Here is a 23,967-nt window from a genome sequence, read left to right as displayed (position 1 = left end):
CCGACGGGTGGGTACACGAAACGAGTACCGGTTGGCACGCGGTTCCTCCCTCCGGCGCCGCCGGGGAGCGGGCGGCCCGGTCCGACGACGTCACCGACGGGGATCACGTCCCGACGGTCCCGGCGGTGCGGTCCCGCCCGTCGCCCTTCGGCCCGTCAGCCCTTCAACACCCCGAGCGGGACCAGCCGGGCGACGATGCGGCTGAGCCCGTTGCGCTCACTGGCGGTGACGACGGCGTCGACGTCCTTGTAGGCCTCCGGCGCCTCCTCCGTCGCGCTGCGCCACGAGGTCGGGCGGGCCGACACGCCGGCCGCGACCAGTTCGGCGCGCAGGTGGCGGATCTCGATCTCGCGCTGGGCGCGGTGACGGCTCCAGACCCGGCCCGCACCGTGGCAGGAGGAGTCGAACGCCTCGTTCCCCGGCACCCCCGCCAGGACGTAGGACGCCGTGCCCATGGTGCCGGGGACGAAGACCGGCTGCCCCGCCCCGGCGAGGTCGGCCGGCAGCTCCGGGTGGCCCGGCGGCAGAGCCCGGGTGGCGCCCTTGCGGTGGACGCAGAGCAGTCGGCGCTCTCCGTCCACCTCCTGGCGTTCCAGCTTGGCCAGGTTGTGCGACACGTCGTAGAGCAGGTCCAGCCCGTAGCCGGTGTGCTCCCGGAACACCGCACGGGCGGCCTCGGCCAGCAGGTGGCGGTTGGCGCGGGCGTAGTTGGCCGCGGCGGCCATCGCCCCCAGGTAGTCCCGGGCCTCCGGGGAGTCCACCGGGGCGCACGCCAGCTGCCGGTCGGGGACGGAGATCCCCCGGCGGTGCATCACGGTCTCCATCCGCCGGACGTGGTCGGTGCAGATCTGGTGGCCCAGGCCGCGCGAGCCGCAGTGGATCATCACGCAGACCTGACCGGTGCGCAGACCGAAGGCCCGGGCGCATGCTTCGTCGTGAACCCGGTCGACGGCCTGGACCTCCAGGAAGTGGTTGGCCGAGCCAAGGCTCCCGACCTGGCCCGCCCCGCGCTCCAGCGCGCGGTCGCCGACGTGCGTCACGTCCGCGTCGTCCACCGCCCCGCCGTCCTCGCAGCGGTCGAGGTCGCGCGGCACCCCGTGCCCCGTGTCCACCAGGTAGCGGGCGCCGCCGCGCAGCAGGTCGGCCAGTTGCCGACGCCCGGCGGGCCGCCACAGGCAGCCCCGCCCCAGGCCGCGCGGGATCAACGGGTCCAGCCGGTCCATCAGCGCCGGCAGCACCTCGCGCACCGTGTCCCGGTCGAGCTCGCTGGTGAGCAGCCGGACCCCGCAGGAGATGTCGAATCCGACCCCGCCCGGCGACACCACGCCGCCGGCCGCGACCTCCGTGGCCGCCACCCCGCCGATCGGGAAGCCGTAGCCCCAGTGGATGTCGGGCATCGCGTACGAGGCCCGGACGATACCCGGCAGCGAGGCGACGTTCGCGACCTGTTCGAGTGCGCGGTCGCCCTCGTCGAGCGGCAGCAGCCCGTACGGGGCGAAGATCACCCCTGGCACCCTCATCACGCCGCTGCGCTCGATCCGGTAACGCCAGGGGGTCTCCTCCACCAGTCGGACGTCCATGTCAGCCGATGCCTCCTCGGCCCCGTCACGCTCGTGTGCCGTGGTGGTGCCCGTCCGCCGCGATGCCCGGGCCGCGCACCGGTCAGACGTCCAGCGTCACGTGGCACCGCCAGCCCCCCGCCGCTTCTCTCGTCATCCGCAGACCGTGCAGGGACACCGCCTTCGGCACCGCGCCGACCTGCTCGACCAGGGCGCTGTCCACCACGGCCAGTCGCATCCGCACGCCCGCCCCCGTACGTCGGACCGACACCCGGGCCGGCAGTTCCCCGGCCGTCTCCGCCCGGAAGATCACCTCCTCCAGCGCCGAGACCAGCAGTCGCTCGTCGGTGTCGTCGGCCAGCTCGTACTCCCGCTCGGTGCGCACCGCCCCCGGCGGGATCTCCGCGAAGCCCCCGACCGCCCCGCGCACCGCCTCCGCGACGCACTCCTCCCGCTCCGGGGCCCATGCCTCGACGGCCAGATCCCCGGTGTGCGGCACGGTCCGGTGACCGGTGCCGCCGGGCGCTGCGCCCGGTGCTCCACTCACACCACCAGTCTTCCCCCCGGAACGGGCCCGGCGGTAGCCCGGGGAGCCGGAACGTGCCGCACGGCCGGGCCGGGGCTAGGGTCGGCCCATGCGGCACCGCACCACGACGACCGTCAGCGCGGCCCTGATCGACATCGACGGGGTGCTCACGGTGTCCTGGAAGCCGATTCCCGGGGCCGTCGAGGCGCTGGAACGGCTCCGAGAGATGGGCCTGCCCTTCCTGCTCCTCACCAACACGACCTCGCGCACCAGGGCGTCGATCGCGACGACCCTCGCCGGTGCGGGCTTCCCGGTCTCGGCCGAGTCCGTCCTCACCGCCCCCAGCGCCACCGCGGCCTTCCTGGCGGAGCATCATCCCGGTGCCCGCTGCCTGCTGCTCAACAGCGGTGACGTCCGACAGGACCTGACGGGGGTGGCCCTGGCCGAGGACGACGAAGCCACGGAGGGGGAGGACGTGGACGTCGTCCTGGTCGGCGGCGCCGGACCCGAATTCGACTACCGGGCCCTCAACCGGGCGTTCGGCCACCTCCAGCGGGGCGCCCGCCTCGTCGCCATGCACCGCAACCTGTACTGGCGCACCGACCGTGGCCTGCAGCTCGACGGCGGCGCCTTCCTGGCCGGCCTGGAGCAGGCCTCGGGTCAGCGGGCCGAGGTGGTCGGCAAACCCGCTCCCGCGTTCTTCGCCGGGGCGCTGACCCTGCTGGGGGCCGAGGCGGACCGGACGCTGATGGTGGGCGACGACATCGAGTCCGACGTGCTCGCCGCCCAGCGCTGCGGCATCAGCGGCGTCCTCGTGAAGACCGGGAAGTTCCAGGACCGCGCACTCCGCGACACCGACGGAACCCCCGACCACGTCCTCGATTCCGTCGCCGATCTGCCGGTCCTGGTGGCACAGTTGGCCTAGCGTTGAAGCGTGGACGCCGACGTCGTGACGCTGTTCCTCTGCGGGGACGTGATGCTCGGGCGCGGGGTCGACCAGATCCTGCCGCACCCGGGTGCTCCGATGCTGCGGGAGCCGTACGTGCGGGATGCGCGGGACTACGTCGGGTCGGCGGAGGCCGTGAACGGCCCGATCCCCTTCCCGGTCGACTTCTCGTGGCCCTGGGGCGAGGCCCTGGCGCTGCTCGACCGGGCCGCGCCCGACGTCCGGGTGCTGAATCTGGAGACGAGTGTCACCCGGAGCGACGACTTCGCGCCGGGCAAGGACGTGCACTACCGGATGAATCCGGCGAACCTTCCCTGTCTGGCCGCGGCCCGGCCCGACGTCTGCGTACTGGCCAACAACCACGTGCTGGACTTCGGTGTACCCGGCCTCCGGGAGACGCTGGCCGCGCTGGCAGGCGCGCGGTTGCGGACGGTGGGAGCGGGACGGGATGCGGGCGAGGCCCGACGGCCCGCGATCGTCGAGGCCGACGGCGGCCGCCGCGTGCTGGTCTTCGCCTTCGGAACCGCGTCCAGCGGGATTCCGTCGACCTGGGCCGCGTCCGAGCGGCAGGCCGGCGTCCACGTCGTGTCCGAGGCGTCGAGCGCCGACGCGGCCGAGGTCGTCGACCGGGTGCAGCGGGCCAAGCGGCCGGGCGACATCGTGGTCGCCTCGGTCCACTGGGGTTCCAACTGGGGCTACCACGTCCCACGGGAACAGGTGCGCTTCGCACACGCGCTGATCGACGGCGGCGTCGACGTGGTGCACGGGCACTCCTCGCACCATCCCCGTCCCATCGAGCTCTACCGCGGACGGCTGATCCTCTACGGGTGCGGCGACTTCATCGACGATTACGAGGGCATCGCCGGCTACGAGCAGTACCGGGACGACCTGCGGCTGCTGTACTTCGTCTCGGTGGAGCCCGACAGCGGGGAGCTGGTCGGTGTGCACATGGCACCCGCACAGGCTCGCCGGATGCGGCTGGAGCACGCCTCCTCCGAGGACTCGCAGCACCTGCGCGAGACGCTCGACCGGGTCAGCCGCGGCTTCGGCGTACGTGTGGGTCCCGGGCCGGACGGCATGCTGGCGCTCCTGGCCGCGAAGGGGAAGCAGGCGTGACCGGAGGCCTTCCCGAGGTCTTCCCGTTCCCGTGCCTCCCGCGAGCGGGTCCACGCCCCGGTCCCCCACCCCCGCACGTACCGGGAGCGGGTGGCTCGGCCGCCCTCCCCGGTGGGAGGCTGGCCGGTGGGGGCCGAGCGCCGACGACCGATCCGAGCACGTGATGCCCACGAGGATTCTGCTGGAGGGACGCCCCGGCAGCGGGAAGACGACCGCGATCCGCCGGCTGGCGGCGCTGCTGCGCACCCGGGAGGCCGTCGGCTTCACCACGGAGGAGATCCGCGAGGGCGGCGCCCGGGTCGGATTCGCGTTGGAGACGCTGATGGGCCGGAGAGGTGTGCTCGCCCGGGTCGGGTGGCCGGGGCCTCCGCGGGTCGGGCGGTACGGCGTCGACATCGGAGTGATGGAACGGCTCGCGCTGCCCTCGCTCGCGGCGCCCCTGGGACCCGGCACGCTCGTGCTCATCGACGAGCTCGGACGGATGGAACTGGCGTACTCCCCGTTCCGGAACGCCGTCCGGGCCGTGTTCGCGGCCGACGTGGACGTGGTCGCCACCGTGCACGCGCAGCACGACCCCTTCACCGACGCCCTCAAGCGCCGTACCGACGTCGAGCTGATCCAGCTGACCCGGGCGAACCGGGACGTCCTCCCGGAACGGCTGGCAGCGCGGCTGGAGGGGCGGTGAGCGGCGCGGTGCCCCACCGGGGCCGGGCGGGCGCCGCGATCGTCCGACGACGCGACGACCGGCGGGCCGGGCTCCTGACCGCCTCTGACCGGTGGGCCGAGCGCGCCGACCGGTGCACCGACCGGACCGGCCGGAGTCCGTGCGGTGCGCAGCGACGACGCGGCAGGCCGACAGGGCGTCAGGTCGCTTAGCCCGCACGTGTGCACTCCGGTCGGCCGGGGCCGGGGTTCTTCGCGTGCGGAGCGGCTTCCGTGTGCAATGACGGGTGCTGTCGGACGCCGTGCCGCGGGCACGCGCGCCGCCCCGTCTCCCCGGTCCACTGGAGCCCGCCCATGCGTTCACGCACGCTCGTCTCGATGTCCGTGGCGGCCGCGCTACCGCTGACACTCCTCGCCGCCACCGGCGAGGCCGTGGCCGCCGCGCCCGCCCGTCCGGTGCCCCGCCAGACCCTGCCCGCGGACTGTCCCGACCTCCTCCCGCCCGACGACCCCGCCGTCCACTACTGCGGCCGCCCCGAACTCGGCCCGGCCGTCCTGCCCACGGCGGGACCGGTGGGGGCGCTGTTGAAGGGCTACCGCCGTCTCGGCGGTCTGCAGCCGACCCAGTTCCTCGACTGGTACCGCAGCGGCGACCAGTGGAAGTACCCCGGCAACCGGGGCTTCGCGGAGCTGAACGGCATCCTCGACATGCGCCAGCAGGTGATGCTGCCCGGCGGGCTCCTGGACCGCTTCGGAGCCGACACCGGCAGGTACCTCGCGGACGGCGGGACGCCCTACGCCAAGCGCGCCCTGCCGCCGGACTCGCTCAACGGCCCCGGGTACTCCTACCACTGCTACGTGGTGAACCGCGACTTCCGCGTCCAGGCGGGCCACATCGCAGCCGCCTTCGCCCAGCCCGGCTTCGGCTACCAGGAGTGGCTCGACCCCGCCCTCAAGCCGTCCGACTTCGCCGACTCCGAGGCCTTCAACGTCGCCAACCTCGTCAAGCACGAGTACCTCCAGGACGCTGCACCCGAGCGGTGCGCGGCCGCCGCCGGCAACCGTTCCTGACGGACCGTCGGCCGACGTCCCGCCAGGACCCCTGCGCGCCCCCGAGGACGGCTCCCGGCTCTCCCGTAGGGAGGGACGGCGCAAAAGACCCGACGCCGTGCCCATTACCCGCCCGACGGCGATGCCCAATCATGACGGGAGAGTCCATCACGGGCAGGCCGGGAGGGGACCGGGCATGAGGGTAGACGAACTGGTGCCGTTGTGGGCCGGGCGCAGCACGGGCCTCCCGGTCTTCTGCCTGCCCCACGCGGGCGGCGGCGCGTGGGCCTACCGCGGCATCGCCCGGGGCGCTCCCCCCGGGATCAGCCTGCAGCCGGTCCAGCTTTCCGGCCGGGAGACCCTCGCCCGGCTGCCGCTCTGCGACGACGTGCCGCACCTGGTGGACCTGCTGGGGACGGCGCTGCGGCCGCTGCTGGACGAGCCGTACGCGCTCGCCGGGCACGGCATGGGCGCGCTGCTCGCCGCGGAGCTGACCGCCTGGCTGGAACGCCACCGGGCCCCGGCACCCCGGTTGCTGGTCGTCTCCTCCTGCGGGGGCGACCTGCGGCCGGACGCCATGCCGACCGGCGACCTCGGCGACGCCCGCCTGCTCACGGAACTCGCCGGGCTCGGCCGGACGGCACCCGGGGTGCCCCGGGACCCGGAGGCCAGGGCGCACCTGCTGGAGGTCCTCCGCAACGACCTGCGGCTGGTGCGCCGGTACCGCTCGGGCTACGACCGGCTGGCCGTCCCGGTCCTGGCGCTCGGTGGCGACCGCGACCCCGCGGTGAGCGGTGCCGCGCTGGCCGAATGGCGCCACCGCACCAGCGGCGACTGCCGCGTCGAGCTCCTGCCGGGCGGCCACTTCGTCCTCCACGAGCAGGCCGCGGCCGCCGGCGCTGCCCGCGGACGAGCTGGCCGCGGTGGCCGACCTGACCGCGCGGGCGCTGCGGGCGCTCGGCGTGGACTTCGGCGTCACGCACACGGAGGTGAAGCTCACCGCGGAGGGGCCGCGGATCATCGAGGTCAACGGCAGGCTCGGCGGGCTGGTCAACGAGATCAGCCGGCGGGCGGCGGGGGTGGACCTGATCCGCCTGGCCGGCCTGCGGGCGACGGGCAAGGACGACTGGGCCGAACCGGAGCCGATGGACCGGGTCCACTTCCAGTACTGGGGGGCCGGGCCGGTCGAACGGTGCCAGTTGACCGCCGTGCGGGGCGGCCGGGAGGCCCGCGCGGTGCCGGGGATCACGGCCTACCGTCCGATCGTCCGGCCCGGGCAGTGGCTGTTCGACGGCGGGATGACCTGTCAGCTGGACATGGTGTGCGGGGAGGCGGCGGACCACGGGGAGATGTTCGCGGTGCTCGACGAGGCACTGGGGAGGATCGGCTACGACTTCCGGTTCGAGGACGGGCGCACCGTCCGGCTCGCTCCGCCGCGGCCGTGGAGCACGGCCGGCGGCACGGTATCGCAGCAGGTCTGACGGCCTCCGCCGCGGCCGCTATCGCGGTGGTGGCGGAGGCGACAGCGCACCGATGCGGTGGCAATGGGCGGCCTTCCTAGCGTGAGGGTCATCAGGAAGCGCCGAGCAGGGCGCGGCCGCCGCGGGCTCAGCCCCGCCGACATATGGGAGACGGCGATGACCAAGCCCATGTTCGTACGTGCGTGCGCATGCCTGCTGGCCGCCGTGGCCCTCACCGCGGTCGCCGGCTCCCTGGAGTCGCAGGCCGGCCCCGCCCGCACCGTGCACGTCGTGGCCGACAACCCGTGGGGCCCGGGCCCGCAGTCCTGAACCCGCCGGGCCACGTCGCCACCGTCCACCCCGCACCGGATCCCCCGTCACCGGCGTTGAAGAACCCCCGAGGTCAGACGGGCGGCATCAGATCGCTCTCGCTGACGGTGTACGTCAGCAGGGGGTAGGTGAAGTCCGTTTCATTGTTCTCACGGCGCCGCAGACGGTAGAACTCGGCGCTCTGCTCGTCGTCGGCCGGCACGAGACGCGCACCCTGCGGGAGGTGTGCTTGTCCGTCGCGAAATTGGACGAAGGTCTTCGACGTCCGGAACGTCACACCCAGCCACTGGTTGTCCGCCGTCGGGACGGTCGCGTCCATGACGATCTTGTGCCTGAGCCGCCGGTTCGAGTCGACGGAGAACGCGACGACACTGTTGTGGGCGAGGGGGATCTCGAACCTCTCAACACCCGGCTCCTTTGATTCGAAGATCAGCTTCCTCCGCGGGCCCGCTTCGGGGTGCCGGTAGCAGGAGAAGACGGCGATGAACGAACCGTCGGCCAGATCGAGGGCTTGGTCGCAATGGCTGCCCATGGTTCTGTAGGCGTTCGTGTAGCTCTCGACGAGGGCGTTGTTGAAGCCGACCGACAAGGCCGCACGGTCCTGGATCTGCCGCGCGAGCCGTTCGTGCACCGCCCGGAAGCGCTGCGCCGGGCTGCCGTACCGGGTGGTGGTGCGCACGAGAGGTACGCCGTCCGCCGCGTCGACCTTGGTGAGCACTGCGCCTTGCCGGCCCTTTCCCACGCCCTCCCAGCGGACCGACGCGGACAGCTCCGCGAAGATGTTCTCCTCGGCCGGCAGAGCGCACGAGACGATCTCGTCCGAGATCCTAGATCCGAGGGGCAACGTAGTCTCCCGTGTTCATGCTGAAGAGGATTTCGTCGCCGTAGTCGATGAAGGACGAGGTCCTGTTCTCCTCGGCGTACAGCCTGCGCAGCTCGTCCATTCCCTCCGGCGTGGGTGGCCCCAGCCTCACCAGACCCCCGGCCGCTTTGAGGAACGTGTGGCCGTCCTTGTGAACGGCTTCGGCGCTCGAACAGCGCACCACGTACCCGAGGCGGGTCGGGAGCAGCTCGGCGTCCAACGTCGAGGGCCGGATCTCGTGCGTGTACAGGCGGTTGGTGGACAGCGGCATGAAGAACACGGAGCCGGGGTGGAGGGTCAGGGTGAACTCCGGGGGCAGCGCGACCCCGTCGCGTCCTCCGGTCGGCTCCTTGAGGCGGAAGTGGAGTCTGGTCAGCCCGCTGGCATCCTTCACGCCGTGGTCGAAGGCGTCGTCGGCCATGGGCTGCAGCCCGTCGAGCCGGTCGTAGAAGGTGCAGAAGGCCATGATGCCGTTGACGGGCATGTCCTTGGTCTTGTCGGCATGGGCCGAGATCCTGGCCTTGGACTGCTTGCGCCCGGCCGTGGCAGGGGTGTTGTGGTAGATCTGGGCGAGGACGTGATTGAGCGGCGCCTGGTTCCGGAAGACGGTGGCGGCCTCGCGGTTCAGAGCCTCGACGATGCGCGTGTCGGTCGGGTGGAAGCCCTCGGTCGGCCCCGAGAGATTCGTGGAGCACCGGAGCAGCCGGAAATGCAGTTCGTCACCGTTTCGCGTGACGGGTGTCAGATAGATTCCGCTGCGATGGGCCGTGCCCGGCTTGGTGGACTCCGTCAGGGACTGGAACTCGTGCTCCGCACGGATCCGTCCGAAGTGGTCGGCGCCGGGGTCGAAGAAGCGGCGGTAGTACACGCCGGCGCCGTGCACACGGGTGGGAACCCGGCCGAGGCCGACGAGGGTCCACGGTTCGTCGACGTCCCCGTGGTAACCGTGCGACAGCTCCCTGATGACGAACACCCGTTCCGCCGCACGCAGTCGGCGGCCGCTGATGCCGGACACATCGCCGCACAGGTAGACGGTCTTCCGCGCGAGGTCGGGCGAACCGGACGCAAGGTCCTCCGGCGTGACGGTGGCCCCGAAGAAGTCCCTCAGCACGTCGTTGTCCTGCAACGTCGAAGGTGCAACCAGGATGGTGCTTCCGTCCTCGATGCAGGCTTCTGTCGGCTCTGTCGTGTCATCCATGGTGCGGCCCTTGGTCGTCCGACGGCTGGTCGAAGCCATTGTGCGGGAAACCTCGGACGGTGAAGCAGCCCAGGGCCTGGTTCGCCGCCGACCTGGTGGAGTACCTCCGGCCGTACCTGGACCGGCCCTTCACGTTCCTCGGCCACTGCGCCGGCGCCCTGCCGGCGTTCGAGACCGCCTGCCGCCTCGCCGGGACCGGGCTCCCCGCGCCCTCGCAGCTCTACGTCTCGGCCCAGGCGGCCCCGCACGACTGCCCGCACGACCGATACCTCGACCTGGACGAGGAGGAACTCAGGGCCGAGATGTGCAACCTGGTGACCCTGCGCGGCGGCACCCCCCCATCCCGTCCTGATCGACCTCGCCCTCGAGGTGCTGCACGAGGACCTGGACGTCAACCGGGTCTACCGGCACCCCGAACCGGTGCGCCTGCCGGGCCCCGTCACGGTGCTGGAGTGGACCGACGACACCGAGATCAGCCTCGAGCAGATGGCCGGACGGCGGCACTGCTCGGAGGCGGTGGAGTACACCGCCCTCCCCGGCGGACACTTCGAGTTCCTGTCCGCGCCGCCCCTGCTGCTGAAGACCCTCTCGTTCCGCTGAGCGGCGGGCGGGCGGCGGTCAGCGGCGGGCGGTGCGGCGGGCCGGCGGCGCGATGCGGACCCGCGTCGTCTCGGGCGCGTTCTCGATGTCGTCGAGCTGCGCGACGATCGTGCTGCGCAGGTCGTCGTAGTCCTCGAAGGAGTGGTCGTTGAACAGGGTGTAGCCCGTCCACATCAGGTTGGCGCAGACCCGCGCCGGCACCCGGCCCGTCCGTGCGCCCATGCCGACCAGGGCCACCGAACCGATGCTGCCCGGCACCTCCCGGTTCTGCCGGTGGATCGCCTGGAACGCGGCCGCGCAGGCCAGCGCCACGTTCAGGGTGGCGCTCACGTTCTGCGAGGACTGCTCCATCGTCGGCGCCGAGATCAGGAACTTCGGCTCGACCGCACCGGACGGCACGCACACCGCGCTCCCCACCGGGAGACTCCCGGCGAACCGGCTGCGGATCGCCCGCTGCACCCGCAGCTGGATGCCGGCCCCGAGGTGACGCTTGATCACCGCGTCGACGCCGCCGTCCATCTTCCCGCGGGAGTTGGTGGGGCTGACCCAGGCGTCGACCTTCTCGTCGAGGATCGAGCCCTGCCGGATCTCGATCCCGGGGGTGTCGGCGAAGGCCGCCCGCCACGCCTCCACCACCGTCGCGTTGGTGTCGGTCAGTACCACCCGCAGCGGCTGCTGCACACGGTCGACGGTCATGGTCCACTCCGATCGGGAAAGGGGTTCCGCTACTGATCAGGACGCTAACGTGCCCCGCTGACAACCGGGTTGCCGCTCGGGGTCGCCGCTCCGTGCTGCCGCTCCGTCCGTCCGGCCCCGACGGCCCGCCGGCGCACCCGGCTGTCACACCCGGCCGATAGGAAATGTGTCCATGAGCGACGACATCACCCCGGACAGCCCTGCCGCGCCGGCCACCCCTGCCGTGCCCGCCACGCCCGACCCGAACGACCCGCTGGCCCTCGCGGAGCTGTTCCGGGGCGGCGGCGAGCCCTGGCTCCCGCTGCTGAAGCCGCTCATCGAGGCGCAGCCGGGCGCGGCCGCGTTCATCGGTCCGGGCCGCGCCCCGGAGGTCGTCCCCGTCCGCGAACTGACCTTCCAGGCGCTCAAGCCGCACGCGCCGCACAAGTGGAAGGTCGTCGTCTTCGGCCAGAACCCGTACCCGCGGCCGGAGAGCGCCACCGGCATCGCGATGTTCGACAACACCTTCCACAACTGGCAGGACAGTCAGTTCGGCAGGGTGGTCAGCATCCGCTGCATCATCAAGGCGGCGGCGATGTGGAAGTACGGCATCGTCAAGAAGACGCCGATCGCCGACGTGCGGGCGCTGCTGAAGAAGCAGGACGCCGTGCAGCCGCCGGAGTGGTTCCAGGCCATGCTCACCCAGGGCGTGCTGCTGCTGAACGCGGCACTCACCGCGGACAGCGACGGGGCGAGCGGCACGGACCGGCACACCGCGTTCTGGCGGCCGGTCGCCGAGCGGATCGTCGAGGAGATCCTCCGGGCCAAGCAGGACGCCGACGAGGAGGACCGCGGTGTGGTCTTCGCGTGGTGGGGGGCGCACGCGCGCAGCCTGAAGAAGGTCGTCCTGGAGCTCCAGAAGAAGTACCCGGGGGTGGACGTCCGGCACATCGACCACGCCAACCCGGCGGCGCAGGGCGACATCTTCTGCGACGGCGACCACTTCGCCATGGTGAACGCGGCGCTCGCCTCGCTGGGCGCCGACGTGGTCGACTGGCTGCCGAGCAAGGGCTGGAACACGCTCGCGGCGGACGCCGGCGGGGCGGACGGCGGGGTCGCCGACCGGATGGGCGCGTTCATCGCGTCCACCATGGAGCTGCACCAGCTGTACCTGGACCGGCTCTCCAGCGTCAAGGACGAGGGTCTCGAACTCCCGGCGATCACCGGCGTGTTCGACACCCCGCTGATGGACTTCCGGGACGCCGCCGCCCCGGTCGCCGAGGTGCTGTCCGGGCTCGGCCGGCACATCGACCGCAGTTACGAGTTCGGCAAGCGGCGGGCGGACGAATCGGCCGGCGGGCTGTCCGCCGATGCGATCGCCGCCCTCTACCTCTACACCTGCGAGTCCGCGTTCTACCGGGAGATCAACGCGGTGCTGCGTTCCCCGGACCGCAGCCGGCTCGTCCCCTACCTCCCGTACCTGCGGCTGCTGTTCTCCGCGGTGTCGGGGCTCCCGGTGCGCACCGAGCCGCTGTGGCGCGGCGTGTCGCTGGACCTGCGCAAGCAGTACCCGCTCGGGCGGACGGTCACCTGGTGGGGCGTGTCCTCCTGCACGTCCGAGCTGGGTGTGGCACGGAACTTCCTCGGCAGCCGCGGCAGGCGGACGCTGTTCGAGGTCGTCCCCAGCCGGGCCGTGGGCATCCGCGACTTCTCCGCGTTCACCGGCGAGGAGGAGTTCATCCTGCTCCCGGGCACGCAGCTCGAGGTGACGGACGTGAAGACCGAGCGCGGCGGCCTGACCACCGTCAGGCTGACGGAGGTCGCGGAGCAGACCGTGGTGTCCTGAGCCCGGCCGGCTGCCGGTGCCCCGCCGGCGCCGGGTCAGGAGGGTCCGGAGGCGAGCGGGCGACCTGCCCCGAGCCGAAGGGCCCGCCGGTGCCGAAAGGAAGGAGCGAGGGAGCGCAGCGACGGAGCGACGACCGCCGGCGCCGGGTCAGGAGGGTCCGGAGGCGAGCGGGCGAGTAGGGTCCGCGGGGGCCGGCCCGGCCAGGACTTCGCGGCCGGTCACGGTGGCCGGAACGATGCGGATCCACAGGTTCCGGTGGCCGCCCGCCCAGGGCTCTGTGGTGGCGAGCGCCGCCAGCTGCTGCTCGGCGCCGGGGTCGTCCACGCGCTCCGCCCTGCCGCCGACCAGGACGCTCCACCCGGTGCTGCGGCGGTCGTCCACGTGGTCGACCTCGAAGGCGACGGCGGTACCGGCCGCGGAGGCCGCGGCCCCGAAGTCCGAGGTGCGGTAGGCGAGCGTGCGGCCGTCGACGGTGTAGTTGACCGGGAGCACCATCGGGTACGGCTCCCCCTGGAGGGCGATCCGGCCGACGCCGTGGGTGCCGAGCCGGTCCCAGCACTCCTGCTCGGTGAGCCTGACCAGGCGCGGGTACGGCGCTGCGGGGGAACGGCCGGGAGGTGCGTCGCCGCGGCCCTCGACGAGGTCGGCGTAGGTCATTCCCAGGACGCGGGCCAGGCGGAACAGCGCGTCCGGGTCGAACTCCTGCCCGAAGTCCAGCAGGTACCCGAGGTAGCGCGGCGACATCCCGGCCCGGGCGGCCGCGTCCTCCTGGGTGAGCCCGAGCTGCCGGCACCGTGCGACGACCCGCCGGGTGATGCCCTCGGGGGCCGAGGTGTCCGGGGACGATGCGGCAGGTGGCGTGCTGTTCTCGTCCATGTCCTGGACCTCCGGGGCGCGGAACGTGTCGACAAGGCCATTGGACATCCCGGGAGGGGAGACCGCCCGGGTGCCGTCACCCGGATGCGGCCCCCCGGGGCGCGGCATAGCGTGGCTGCCCGGGAGCGTCCGGCCGAGGGTGAGGTGGAGCGATGCGCCGTCCCGCGGAGGACTGGCGGCTCACCTTCGAGGGCTTCGACCCCCGTGCGGAGGGGGTGCGCGAGGTGCTCTGCGCGGTGGGGAACGGCTACCTGGTCACCCGTGGCGCCGCCCCCGAGGCCCGCGCCGACGGCGTCCACTACCCGGGCACCTACCTGGCCGGCTGCTACGACCGCGCGGCCTCCGCGATCGGCGGCGGCACGGTCGAGAACGAGGACCTGGTCAACTGCCCCAACTGGCTGCCGCTGACCTTCCGGCCGGTCGGCGGCGAGTGGTTCGCCGGGCCCCCGGCCGAGCAGCGGCTGGAGCTCGACCTCCGCCGGGGCGTCCTCACCCGGCACGCCCTGGTGGTGGACGGGCAGGGCCGCCGGACGAGGCTGCTGCAGCGCCGGATCGCCAGCCAGGCCCAGCCGCACCTGGCCGCCCTGGAGACCGAGCTCCTGCCGGAGAACTGGTCGGGCCCCCTGGAGGTCCGCTCGGAGCTGGACGGCACCGTCACCACCAGCGGCGTCGCCCGCTACCGCGGCCTGACCGTGCAGCACCTGCGGCCGCTGGACCAGGGTGCGGACGAGGACGGGCTGCTGCTGCTCCGGGTCGAGACCGTGAACTCCCGGCGGCTGATCGCCCTCGCCGCCCGCACCCGGGTGCACCGCGCGGGCTCCCCCGTCCCCACCGCCACGGACGTCCGGACCGGCCCGGGCCGGGCGGCGCAGTTCCTCACCGTGGAGGCGGCGGAGGGCGTGCCGCTGACGGTGGAGAAGACCGTGGCCGTGTACACCGACCGCGACCGGGCCGTCGGAGCGCCCCTGGACACCGCGGCGGTGCTCGTCTCGTCCGCGGCCGGCTTCGAGCAGCTGGTCCAGGAGCATGCGCTGCGCTGGGCGGAGCTGTGGCGGCGGTGCCGGATCGACGCGGACTTCGACGGCCTCGGCACGCTGCGCCTCCACCTGTTCCACCTGCTGCAGACCTACTCCGAGCACTCCGTCGACCTGGACGTGGGCATCCCCGCGCGCGGGCTGCACGGCGAGGCGTACCGCGGTCACGTGTTCTGGGACGAGCTCTTCGTGCTGCAGCTGCTCAACCTCCGCTTCCCGGAGCTCGCCAGGTCCGTGCTGCGCTACCGGGCCCGCCGCCTGGACGCGGCCCGCCGCGCCGCCCGCACCGCGGGCCTGCGCGGCGCGATGTACCCGTGGCAGAGCGCGGGCGACGGCCGCGAGGAGTCCCAGCAGCTGCACCTCAACCCGCTCTCCGGCCGCTGGCTGCCCGACCACAGCCACCTCCAGCGACACGTCGGTTCGGCCGTCGCGTACAACGTCTGGCAGTACTACCAGGCCACCGGGGACGTGGACTTCCTCGCCACCACCGGCGCCGAGATGCTGCTGGAGATCGCCAGGTTCTGGTCCTCGGCGGCCGAGCACGACCCGGGTCGCGGCCGGTACTCGATCCGCGGCGTGGTCGGCCCCGACGAGTACCACGACGGCTACCCGGGGGCCGACCGGCCGGGCCTGGACGACAACGCGTACACCAATGTGCTCGCCTCCTGGGTGCTGGCCCGCGGCCTGGACACCGTCGACGCGCTGCCCGAGTACCGGCGCGAGGAGCTGCTGGAGCGCCTCGCCCTCGACCGCGCCGAACTCGACCGCTGGCAGGAGGTCGGCCGGCACCTGCACGTACCGTTCCACGACGGCGTGCTCAGCCAGTTCGAGGGCTACCAGCACCTCGCCGAACTGGACTGGGACCGCTACCGCCGCCACTACCCCGACCTGCGGCGGCTCGACCGCATCCTGGAGGCGGAGGGCGACAGCGTCAACCGCTACAAGGCCTCCAAGCAGGCCGACGCCCTGATGCTCTTCTACCTCTTCTCCGCCCACGAGGTGCGCGACCTGCTGCGCCGCCTCGGCTACCGGGCCGGGGAGGAGCTGCTGCGCCGGACCGTCCGCTACTACCTGCCGCGCACCGTGCACGGCTCCACGCTGAGCGCGGTGGTGCACGCCTGGGTGCTGACGCGTTCGAACCGGCGGGCCTCCTGGCGGTTCTTCCGCGACGCCCTCGCCGCCGACCGCCACGACCTCCTGGGCGGCACCACGGCCGAGGGCATCCACCTCGGCGCGATGGCGGGCACCGTCGACCTGCTGCAGCGCTGCTACACCGGCCTGGAGATCCGCGAGGACGCCCTGTGGCTCGACCCCCGGCTGCCCTCCGCCCTCGGCCGCCTCGAACTGGACCTCCGCTACCGCGGCCACTGGGGGGTGACCGTCGCGGTCGACCGGCACACCGTCGAGGTCGGCCTGCCGGAGAGCCGCCAGCAGCCGATCGAGGTCCGCTTCCGCGGGTCGTCCACCACCGTCCGCCCGGGCGAGCGGCACACCTTCTCGCTCTGACCCGCTGCGACCCGACCCCTGCGACCCGACCCGCTGCCACCGCGCCCGTGCTGCGGCCGGTGTCAGCGCCCGCCGGTGCCCGGCCGGTCGCTGCGGCCGGACCAGCGCGGTTCGACGAGCGCCCAGTCCGCCTCCCACGCACCGGCGGCCCTGCGGTCCAGGGCGCGGCGGCTGCCGTAGGCGTCCGGTACCGGCTGCACCTCCAGCATCGGCCCGGCACGGCGGCCGGGACAGGGCCGCGGGTCCCGGCCCGTGGGCCGAACGGGCCCCTGCCGCACGCCGGCCGGTGGTCAGTCGTGGAGGCGGACGGCGAGGGCGGGCCTGATGCGTGCGGCGCGCCGGGCCGGTCCTGCGGCGGCCAGCAGCGACGCGGCGAGGGTGAGGGCGGCGAGCACCGCGATCTGGGCCCACTCGACGGGGAAGCCGCCGTCGAGGCCGGTGAAGGCGGAGCTCTTCTGGTACATCAGCCAGGTGGTGAGCACGCCGAGCGCGGCGCCGAGCAGGGTGCCCTCCAGTGCGACGAGCCCGCTCTCCCACAGGAACGACCGCTCGACCGTACGGGCGTGGCAGCCCAGGGCGCGCAGGACGCCGATGGTGCGGCGGCGTTCGCGGACGGCGCGCACCATGACCACGCCGAGGCCGGTGATGCCGATCAGCAGGCCGAGGGCCAGGAAGCCCTGCATCAGCCGGAAGAAGGCGGTGTTGGCGGCGAACAGCCGGTGCACGTCGGCGGCGATCGGCGTGGCGACCAGGCTCGCGGAGAGGTGGCTGCCCTGCAGCCGGGCGGCCACCTCCTCGGGCGGGGCGCCCGGGTCGGTGCGGACCAGCGCGGCGGAGGTCTGCGCCTGCGCGCCGAACTGCCCGCGGACGGCCTGGTCTCCCATGACCAGCGGGTACACGGTGGCGCTGCTCCCCGTGCCGGGGTAGAAGGCGAGGCCGCTGGTCAGCACGCCGGCGATGGTCTTCGGCTCGGAGCGGCCGGTGACCGGGTCGGTCAGGGTGAGGGTGTCGCCGGGGGCGTAGAACCGGCCGCTCGGGCCGCCGGTGTGGCCGAAGAAGTTGTCGAGGACGACGTAGTCGGGTCGGGTGGCGAGGGCGGCCCAGACCGCCCGGTCGTCCGGCAGGCCGGGCAGGCGGTCGCGGAAGGCGATGCCGCTCGCCGCGCCGTCGGGGACGCCGACGACGGCGGTCTCCAGCGGCTGCGCGGTGCGGTGGCCCGGGTCGGTGGCCTGTCCGCGGGCACCGAGCAGCGGGGCGACGGCGTCGATCTGCCCCGCGAGCGGGCCGGCGCGCAGCGCTGCGGCGGGGTCGGCGCCCGCGGTCTGCGGGTTGAAGTCCACCCGGAGGGTGTAGCCCGCGGTGGCGTCGGCGGCGGCCCGGTCGATGCTGGCGTTCATGATGCCGCTGATCTCGGTGAGCAGCACCAGGACGAGGACGATCAGGGTGTACATCACCATGGTCGAACCGGTGCGGAACCGCTTGGCCAGCGGGTACGCGGCGGCGAGCCGGACGGCCAGCCCCTGTTGCGAGGGGCGGTCCATCAGGCGCCGCAGCGGCCGCAGCACGGCCTGTTGGTTCTCGCTGACCAGCACCACGGCGGAGAACGCGGCGAGGGTGCCGAGGATGACGTAGACCGCCATGGACGGGGTGTCGAACACGCGGGGCCGGACGACGCTCGCGACCAGTGTCCAGAGCAGGATCAGCCCGGCCGCGATGCTGGTGGCGGCCCGGCGCGGCATCACCCTGGACGCGGCGGGCACCGCGAGGGCGACGGCCAGGGCGGGCAGCAGGTAGGTCTGCTCGGCCTGGCTGCGGGCGAGCGCCGGGACGGCGGCCAGGGCGCAGACCACGGCGAGGGCGGTGGAGACGGCCACCAGCCTGCGGCGCGGGCGGCGGCCCGCTTCGACCGGGAGGTCGCGGACGGCGGCGATGACGTTGAAGCGGCTGATCCGGGCGCTGGTGGCGGCGATCGCGGCCAGCGCGATCACCAGTCCGAGCGCTGCGCCGTTGACCAGGCTGGTCGGGGTGACGGCGAACGCGATGTCGAGGCCGCTGCCGTCCACCGACCAGCTGCGGAAGATCTGTGCGGCGGCCAGCGCGACGCCCAGTCCGACACCGACGCCGAGGGCCACGCCCGGCAGGGTGGCGGCCAGCGCGTAGAGGGCGCCCTCGATGCTGAACGAGCCGACCAGGTGGGAGCGCTTGAGTCCGACCGCGCGGAGCATGCCGAGCTGTGCCTTCCGCTCCTCGGCGAGCATCACGAAGATGTTCACCAGCAGCAGTGCGCCGGCGATGATGCTGAAGCTGCCGATCATCAGGAAGAGCGCACCGAGGGCGGCCCCGGTCGCCTCGGCCTGGGCGAGGACGGTGTGCTTCGGGGTGTCGACGGCGGCGCGGCCGGCGTCGGGGCCGAGCGCGCTGCGGATCCCGTCGGTGACGGGGTCGGTGAGCTTCTCGCCCGTCTCCACGCCGCCGCGGTTGGACACCAGGGTCACCGTGCGGGCCTGTCCGTCCCCGGCGGCGGCCGCGGCGTCCAGCGCGCCGGGCGGCAGGAAGGCGTTGCGGTTGACCCGTCCGCCGAGGCCTGCCCCGGCGAGCCCCTCCTGCGGGACGATCCTGGCCACCGTGAAGTCGGCGGGGTGCCCGTACAGGTACAGCGTGATCGGCCGGCCGACGTCGGCCTTCAGCGACCGGGCGAGCGGTGCGTTGAGGACGACCTGGCCGGGCGGGGGCGCGGGGCCGGTGAGTCCGGAGGGCCCGCCGTCGGCGCCGAACCGTGCGGCCGCGTCGAAGTCCACCTGCCAGGCGAGCACCCGGGGTTCGGCGAGCGGGTCGGGGGCCCGGGTGTTGGCGGCCGCGGCCTGCGCGACCCGGACGGTCAGCACGCCGTCGACGTCCGGGTCGGCGGCCAGGGGTTGCAGCCGGTCGGCGATCGCCCGGCCGGCCGCCGGGTCGGTGCTGACGATCCGTTCGTCCACCGGCCCGAGGGTGCGGTATGCCTCCTGGCGGACCGAGAAGTTCAGGGTGTCCCCGACCACCAGGGCGCCGACGATGATCGCGGTGCCGAGGACGGAGCCGGTGACGACCAGCGCCGCCTCGGTGCGGCGCCGGGCGACCTGGCGCAGCGCCAGGCGCCGGACCACGGGCTTGCGCACGGCGACGAGCAGCAGCACCAGCAGGGCGGTGCCGAGGACGCCGAGCAGCGGGAGGAGGAGGTTCGGATACATGGTCAGCCCGCCGTCTGCAGTTCGGGCTGCCGGGTGTCGGAGACCAGCCGGCCGTCGCGCATCCGGACGAGGCGGGGCAGCCGGGCGCCGATCGCCTCGTCGTGGGTGACCAGCACGATCGTCTGGCCCTCGTCGCGGTTGAGGGTGCGGAGCAGGTCCATCACCTGGTCGGCCATGGTGCTGTCCAGGTTGCCGGTGGGCTCGTCCGCCCAGACCACGGCGGGCCGGGCGACCAGGGCTCGGGCGATGGTGACGCGCTGCTGCTCGCCGCCGGAGAGTTCGCTGGGCCGGTGGGAGACCCTGTGTCCGAGTCCGACGCGCTCCAGCATGGCCACCGCCCTGGCCCGGGCCTCGTGCGGCGGGGTGCCGGTGAGCAGCAGCGGGAGTTCGACGTTCTCGGCGGCGGAGAAGACCGGGATCAGGTTGAAGGCCTGGAAGACGAAGCCCATCGCGCGGGCGCGGTGCTCGGTGCGTTCGGCGTCCGACATGGCGAACAGGTCGCGGCCGTCGACCTCGACCCGGCCGGCGTCGATGTCGTCCAGTCCGGAGAGGCAGTTGAGCAGGGTGGTCTTGCCCGAGCCCGACGGGCCCATCACCCCGACGAGTTCGCCGGGGAGCACGGTCAGGTCGAGGTCCCGCAGGGCGGTCACCTCGACGCTGCCGGTCCGGTAGACCTTGCGGACACCGGTGGCGGCCAGCAGCGGCCGCTGCCCGTTCGTGCTCGGGGTGTCCATGGCGGTCTCCTCGTGGCGGGGCGCCGGTCCCCCGGTTCCGAGCCTGGTCCGGGGCCCGGCCCGCACCAAGTGCCGGGCGGCCCGGATGCGCGGGCCGGAAGGGGCCCTTCACCGGTCGGCCGTTCGGCCCGGGCGGCGGGCCCGCCCGGCCCTGCCTGCGGCGGAAGGGCCCCGGCCGCGGCGGAGAATGGAGGGGACCGGGAGGCAGGTGCGATGACCCGCCGAAGCCCGAGCGGGGCCACGGGCGTCCGACGGCGAGACGATCGGCGCGCCCGGCTGTCGGCTGCCGCCGTGCGGTGGGCCGGGCGCTCCGGGTGGTGGGCCGACTGGACGGACCGGGGTGTGGAGCGGTGCCGCCGGTGGGCGCGCGAGGGTGCCCACCGGCCCGGTGAGATGGCACCGCCGTCCTGGTTCGCCATCGCGCTGCCGTTCGGCATCGCCTGGTACCGGGTGATCGGCGACACGGCGCGGGCCTGGTGCCGGCTGGCGGGGCTGGTCTGCCGGGTGCTGGGGCGGGCCGGCGGCGGATGACGGAACCGGGGCGGTCGGCGGGGGCGTCTTCACAGACGGCCGGAGTCCCCGTCGATCCGGGTGCACGGAGGTGAGCCCGCATGAAGACCTCCGGGCCTGCGCCGGGCCGGTGGCGGTCGCTGTCCCGTCCGCAGCGGATCGCCGCCCTTGCCGTGGGCGGTGCCGCGCTGCTCCTCGCGGTGGTGCTGGCGGTGGTGCTGACCGTCGGTGGCCGGGCCTCCCCCGGTCGTACGGAGGCCGGTCCGCAGCCCGCCGGGCCGACGCCCGCGCCGACGGCACCGAGCAGCCCGACCGGCGAGGCCGGAGTGTCGCCGCTCACCGGGCTCCCGGGCGGGGCCGGCCGGATCGTCGCCGTCAAGATCGACAATGCCGCCCCGGCGAGGCCGCAGACGGGCGTGAACGCGGCCGACGTGGTCTACGCGATCGAGGTCGAGGGCGGCATCTCGCGGCTCCTGGCGATCTACGACTCCGACCACCTGCCGGCCGGCGACCGGATCGGCCCCGTCCGCAGCGCCCGGGAGAGCGACCTGCCGGTCCTGCAGCAGTACGGGCGGGTGGACTTCGCGTACTCCGGCGCGCAGAGCCGGTTCCTGCCCGTGCTGGCCGGTGCCGATGTGGTCAACTGCTCGCCGCAGCAGACCGGTGTGCCGTACTTCCGCGGGCGGGAGAAGGCGGCACCGTTCAACCTGTACGTCGTGCCGTCCGAAATCCTCCGCAGCTGCCCGGGTACGGCGCAGGCCCGCGACGTCGGGTTCCGCTTCGGCGATGCGCCGGCCGGCGGTGTGCCGACCGGCTCGTACAGCGCTCGGATGCCCTCGGCCTCGTTCACCTTCACCTGGTCCGCCGCGCAGGGCAGGTACCTGGTGGCCATGGACGGCAGGCCCGCCATGACCACCGACGCCGGGCAGATGGGCGCACCGACGATCGTGGTGCAGAAGGTCGCCGAGAGCACCTCGCCGCTCGGCCTCGTCGACTCCGCCGGCGCCGTGCTGCCCTTCGCGCCGACGGTCGGCAGCGGCGAGGCGGTCTTCCTCCGGGACGGCATGGCGTACCGGGGCAGCTGGTCCCGGCCGGACGCCGCGGCCGGGACGGAGTTCGGCTACGCGGGCCAGCGGATGCCGTTCCACCCCGGGCAGGTGTGGATCGTCCTCGAACCCGCCTGAGGTGCCTGGTGCCTTGCGGCGCGCCCTGCCTGCCTCCCCGTCAGTCGTCCGAACGCGGCTCGGCCGTGCCGCCCGGGGCCGCTTCGGGCTTCGCGTGGAGGATGTCCCGTGCCTGGTCGGCGGCGCGGACGATGCTCTCGGAGACGAAGTCCACGAAGCGGGCGATGTTCTCGAGGCGGACGCCGGCCGGGGTCGCGGGGCCGAGGACGCCGACGCCCTGCCGTGCGGTTTCGGCGAACTGGGCAGTGCCGCGGGCGCTGGCCAACATCGACTGGTACCAGACGTCGGCGTCGACGACGTAGCGCTCGCGCCGGCGTTCGTCGCGTTCCCGGCGGACGAGGCCCTGTTCGTCGAGGAACGCGATCGCCTTGGAGACCGACGCCGGGCTGACCTGCAGGCGCTGGACGAGTTCGGACGCGGTGAGGCTGCCCGCGTCGCTGGTGAACAGACAGGCCAGCACCCGGGCCATCATCTTGGGCGTGCCCGACTGTATGAGGACGGTGGTGAGCACCTCCTCGTACGCGCGCACCGCCTCCGCGTCGCGCCCGTGGGCCTGCGGGGGCGCCTCCGACCCCCGGGGTGCGGCCTGCCTGCGGCGGTGGGCGCGGTGTTCGGTGGCGCGGTGGGCGATGTCGGCGCGGTAGGCGGTGGGGCCTCCGTTGCGCATCACCTCGCGGGTGACCGTCGAGGTCGGCCGGTCGAGGCGCCTGGCGATCTCGGCGTAGGCGAGGCCGTCGGCCAGCCCCAGCGCGATCTGCTGGCGTTCCTGCTGGGTGAGCCTGCCTCCCGGCATTGCGGTCTCCTTCGTGGTCCTTCGCGGTACTTCGCGGGTCGCAGCGCTGTCAGCATAGCGTTCACCCCCATTCCATTGCAACGATCCGATCGCTGACGTTGCGTTAATCCGCAAGACCATTGCAATGATTTCTCGGCTCTGATCTGCCCTTATGGCAGTTCTATGCAACGAATGCGTTGCCATATCATCGAACGCAACGTAGCTTTTCCGTTGTCAGAAACAGCGAGCGCAGGAGAGCACGATGCAGAAGTTCGACACCCCCGCCCCGGTCACCGCCGTCCTCGACATCCCCGCCGGCCGCATCCGCCTCATCGCCGCCGACCGACCCGACACCACCGTCGAGATCCTGCCCGCCGACCCCGGCAAGGGCCGCGACCTGAAGGCCGCCGAACAGACCGGGGCCACCTACCACGACGGCGTCCTGCGCATCGAGGCCCCGGCCGCCAAGAACCGCATCCTCGGCACCACCGGCTCCGTCGAGGTCACCGTCCGGCTCCCCGCCGGCTCCCGCGTCGACGCGAAGACGGCCGCCGCCGAACTCCGCGGCGTCGGACGCCTCGGCGACGTCACCTTCGAGGCCGCACAGGCCACCGTCAAGCTCGACGAGACCGCCACCACCCGCCTCACCCTCCAGGCCGGCGACATCACCCTCGGCCGCCTCACCGGCCCCGCCGAGATCGACACCCGGAAGGGCGACATCACCGTCACCGAGGCCCACCGGGGCACCGTCACCCTCCGCACCCAGCACGGCGCGATCACCATCGGCGCCGCCCGCGGAACCTCCGCCTCCCTCGACGCCGGCACCGGCCACGGCCGCATCCACAACGCACTCCGCAACACCGACGGCACCGCCGACCTCACCGTCCACGCCACCACCGCCCACGGCGACATCACCGCCCGCAGCCTGTGAATCCGCACCCGGCGACCACCGCCGGCAGAACAAGGGGGCACCTCTCATGACCGATCCGGCCATCGCGGCGAACGGGCTGCGCAAGTCCTACGGCGACAAGACCGTCCTCGACGGCATCGACCTGACCGTCCCGGAAGGGACGATCTTCTCCCTGCTCGGCCCGAACGGCGCGGGCAAGACCACCGCCGTCAGGATCCTCTCCACCCTCGTCTCCCCGGACCCGTCCAGTGGCCGGATCAGCGTCGGCGGCCACGACCTCGCCGCCGCCCCGCAGGCCGTGCGTGCTTCGATCGGCGTCACCGGGCAGTTCTCCGCCGTCGACGGCCTGATCACCGGCGAGGAGAACATGCTCCTCATGGCCG

At 73.5% G+C, this 23,967-nt stretch carries 23 protein-coding genes and 2 pseudogenes; 15 read left to right on the top strand and 10 right to left on the bottom strand.

Features of this window, described 5'->3' with window-relative positions:
- Positions 1–155: 155 nt before the first annotated feature.
- Together AB0M03_RS31950 and AB0M03_RS31945 are read right to left on the bottom strand one after the other, a co-directional pair.
- A complete protein-coding gene (locus tag AB0M03_RS31950) occupies positions 156–1,580 on the bottom strand; it encodes an RtcB family protein (RefSeq protein ID WP_363497921.1) in 1,425 nt (474 codons plus the stop codon).
- 82 nt (positions 1,581–1,662) lie between these two features.
- A complete protein-coding gene (locus AB0M03_RS31945) occupies positions 1,663–2,106 on the bottom strand; it encodes an archease (RefSeq protein WP_363497918.1) in 444 nt (147 codons plus the stop codon).
- Positions 2,107–2,194: 88 nt separating this feature from the next.
- Here AB0M03_RS31945 and AB0M03_RS31940 point away from each other — a divergent pair, with 88 nt between their 5' ends.
- The 7 genes and pseudogenes from AB0M03_RS31940 to AB0M03_RS31910 all read left to right on the top strand — a co-directional run bounded on the left by AB0M03_RS31940 (position 2,195) and on the right by AB0M03_RS31910 (position 7,650).
- On the top strand, positions 2,195–3,010 hold the full coding sequence (locus AB0M03_RS31940) for an HAD-IIA family hydrolase (protein ID WP_363497915.1): 816 nt from the start codon (positions 2,195–2,197) through the stop codon (positions 3,008–3,010).
- A 9-nt stretch (positions 3,011–3,019) separates the two neighbouring features.
- Positions 3,020–4,147, top strand: coding sequence for a CapA family protein (locus AB0M03_RS31935; protein ID WP_363497912.1), 1,128 nt, complete (start codon positions 3,020–3,022; stop codon positions 4,145–4,147).
- Positions 4,148–4,310: 163 nt separating this feature from the next.
- A complete protein-coding gene (locus tag AB0M03_RS31930) occupies positions 4,311–4,832 on the top strand; it encodes a nucleoside-triphosphatase (protein ID WP_363497909.1) in 522 nt (173 codons plus the stop codon).
- A gap of 332 nt (positions 4,833–5,164) precedes the next feature.
- Positions 5,165–5,881, top strand: a complete 717-nt coding sequence (locus AB0M03_RS31925) for a TNT domain-containing protein (protein ID WP_363497906.1) — start codon at positions 5,165–5,167, stop codon at positions 5,879–5,881.
- A 121-nt stretch (positions 5,882–6,002) separates the two neighbouring features.
- Positions 6,003–6,731: pseudogene (locus AB0M03_RS31920) on the top strand (thioesterase domain-containing protein); the annotation flags it as partial.
- 52 nt (positions 6,732–6,783) lie between these two features.
- Entirely contained in the window at positions 6,784–7,341 is a 558-nt protein-coding gene (locus AB0M03_RS31915) for a hypothetical protein (RefSeq protein ID WP_363497996.1), read from the top strand.
- 156 nt (positions 7,342–7,497) lie between these two features.
- Positions 7,498–7,650, top strand: coding sequence for a hypothetical protein (locus AB0M03_RS31910; RefSeq protein WP_363497903.1), 153 nt, complete (start codon positions 7,498–7,500; stop codon positions 7,648–7,650).
- A 73-nt stretch (positions 7,651–7,723) separates the two neighbouring features.
- On the opposite strand, the gene AB0M03_RS31905 is transcribed toward AB0M03_RS31910, so the two are convergent.
- Both AB0M03_RS31905 and AB0M03_RS31900 read right to left on the bottom strand, forming a co-directional pair.
- Positions 7,724–8,494: a hypothetical protein gene (locus AB0M03_RS31905; RefSeq protein WP_363497901.1), complete on the bottom strand. Its 771-nt coding sequence runs from the start codon at positions 8,492–8,494 to the stop codon at positions 7,724–7,726.
- Positions 8,478–9,710 carry a hypothetical protein gene (locus AB0M03_RS31900; RefSeq protein ID WP_363497991.1) on the bottom strand — a complete coding sequence of 411 codons (1,233 nt, stop codon included), beginning with the start codon at positions 9,708–9,710 and terminating at the stop codon, positions 8,478–8,480. The genes AB0M03_RS31905 and AB0M03_RS31900 overlap by 17 nt, the downstream gene beginning before the upstream one ends.
- Here AB0M03_RS31900 and AB0M03_RS31895 point away from each other — a divergent pair.
- Positions 9,647–10,006: pseudogene (locus AB0M03_RS31895) on the top strand (thioesterase domain-containing protein); the annotation flags it as partial. The gene AB0M03_RS31900 and the pseudogene AB0M03_RS31895 overlap by 64 nt on opposite strands.
- 73 nt (positions 10,007–10,079) lie before the next feature.
- Positions 10,080–10,310 carry a hypothetical protein gene (locus AB0M03_RS31890; RefSeq protein WP_363497898.1) on the top strand — a complete coding sequence of 77 codons (231 nt, stop codon included), beginning with the start codon at positions 10,080–10,082 and terminating at the stop codon, positions 10,308–10,310.
- 18 nt (positions 10,311–10,328) lie between these two features.
- Here AB0M03_RS31890 and AB0M03_RS31885 read toward each other — a convergent pair whose 3' ends face one another.
- Positions 10,329–11,006: a macro domain-containing protein gene (locus tag AB0M03_RS31885; protein WP_363497895.1), complete on the bottom strand. Its 678-nt coding sequence runs from the start codon at positions 11,004–11,006 to the stop codon at positions 10,329–10,331.
- A gap of 172 nt (positions 11,007–11,178) precedes the next feature.
- Between AB0M03_RS31885 and AB0M03_RS31880 the strand changes: the two genes are divergently transcribed.
- A complete protein-coding gene (locus AB0M03_RS31880) occupies positions 11,179–12,831 on the top strand; it encodes an ADP-ribosyltransferase domain-containing protein (protein ID WP_363497893.1) in 1,653 nt (550 codons plus the stop codon).
- A gap of 147 nt (positions 12,832–12,978) precedes the next feature.
- On the opposite strand, the gene AB0M03_RS31875 is transcribed toward AB0M03_RS31880, so the two are convergent.
- Positions 12,979–13,755: a pyridoxamine 5'-phosphate oxidase family protein gene (locus AB0M03_RS31875; RefSeq protein WP_363497890.1), complete on the bottom strand. Its 777-nt coding sequence runs from the start codon at positions 13,753–13,755 to the stop codon at positions 12,979–12,981.
- A 104-nt stretch (positions 13,756–13,859) separates the two neighbouring features.
- Between AB0M03_RS31875 and AB0M03_RS31870 the strand changes: the two genes are divergently transcribed.
- Positions 13,860–16,247: a glycosyl hydrolase family 65 protein gene (locus AB0M03_RS31870; RefSeq protein ID WP_363497887.1), complete on the top strand. Its 2,388-nt coding sequence runs from the start codon at positions 13,860–13,862 to the stop codon at positions 16,245–16,247.
- A 62-nt stretch (positions 16,248–16,309) separates the two neighbouring features.
- Here AB0M03_RS31870 and AB0M03_RS31865 read toward each other — a convergent pair whose 3' ends face one another.
- From AB0M03_RS31865 to AB0M03_RS31855, 3 genes are all read right to left on the bottom strand, one after another.
- Positions 16,310–16,456: a hypothetical protein gene (locus tag AB0M03_RS31865; RefSeq protein WP_363497885.1), complete on the bottom strand. Its 147-nt coding sequence runs from the start codon at positions 16,454–16,456 to the stop codon at positions 16,310–16,312.
- Positions 16,457–16,537: 81 nt separating this feature from the next.
- Positions 16,538–19,474, bottom strand: coding sequence for an FtsX-like permease family protein (locus tag AB0M03_RS31860; protein ID WP_363497882.1), 2,937 nt, complete (start codon positions 19,472–19,474; stop codon positions 16,538–16,540).
- Positions 19,475–19,476: 2 nt separating this feature from the next.
- Positions 19,477–20,208: an ABC transporter ATP-binding protein gene (locus tag AB0M03_RS31855; protein WP_363497879.1), complete on the bottom strand. Its 732-nt coding sequence runs from the start codon at positions 20,206–20,208 to the stop codon at positions 19,477–19,479.
- Positions 20,209–20,601: 393 nt separating this feature from the next.
- Here AB0M03_RS31855 and AB0M03_RS31850 point away from each other — a divergent pair, with 393 nt between their 5' ends.
- Both AB0M03_RS31850 and AB0M03_RS31845 read left to right on the top strand, forming a co-directional pair.
- Entirely contained in the window at positions 20,602–20,739 is a 138-nt protein-coding gene (locus AB0M03_RS31850; RefSeq protein ID WP_363497876.1) for a hypothetical protein, read from the top strand.
- Positions 20,740–20,819: 80 nt separating this feature from the next.
- Complete coding sequence (locus AB0M03_RS31845) at positions 20,820–21,902, top strand: DUF3048 domain-containing protein (protein ID WP_363497873.1); 1,083 nt, start codon at positions 20,820–20,822, stop codon at positions 21,900–21,902.
- Between the two features lie 40 nt (positions 21,903–21,942).
- Here the strand turns inward: AB0M03_RS31845 and AB0M03_RS31840 are convergent, their stop codons facing one another.
- Complete coding sequence (locus AB0M03_RS31840) at positions 21,943–22,695, bottom strand: helix-turn-helix domain-containing protein (protein WP_363497870.1); 753 nt, start codon at positions 22,693–22,695, stop codon at positions 21,943–21,945.
- Between the two features lie 241 nt (positions 22,696–22,936).
- Here AB0M03_RS31840 and AB0M03_RS31835 point away from each other — a divergent pair, with 241 nt between their 5' ends.
- On the top strand, positions 22,937–23,605 hold the full coding sequence (locus tag AB0M03_RS31835; protein WP_363497868.1) for a DUF4097 family beta strand repeat-containing protein: 669 nt from the start codon (positions 22,937–22,939) through the stop codon (positions 23,603–23,605).
- A gap of 46 nt (positions 23,606–23,651) precedes the next feature.
- Positions 23,652–23,967, top strand: a 316-nt coding sequence (locus tag AB0M03_RS31830) for an ATP-binding cassette domain-containing protein (protein ID WP_363497865.1), incomplete at its 3' end; no start/stop codon positions are given.

Source organism: Kitasatospora sp. NPDC051914 (genome assembly GCF_040680995.1).
In the GTDB taxonomy this organism is placed as follows: Bacteria; Actinomycetota; Actinomycetes; order Streptomycetales; family Streptomycetaceae; genus Kitasatospora.
Note: the sequence above shows the minus strand (reverse complement) of the source record. Positions and strands in the feature narration are given on the sequence as shown.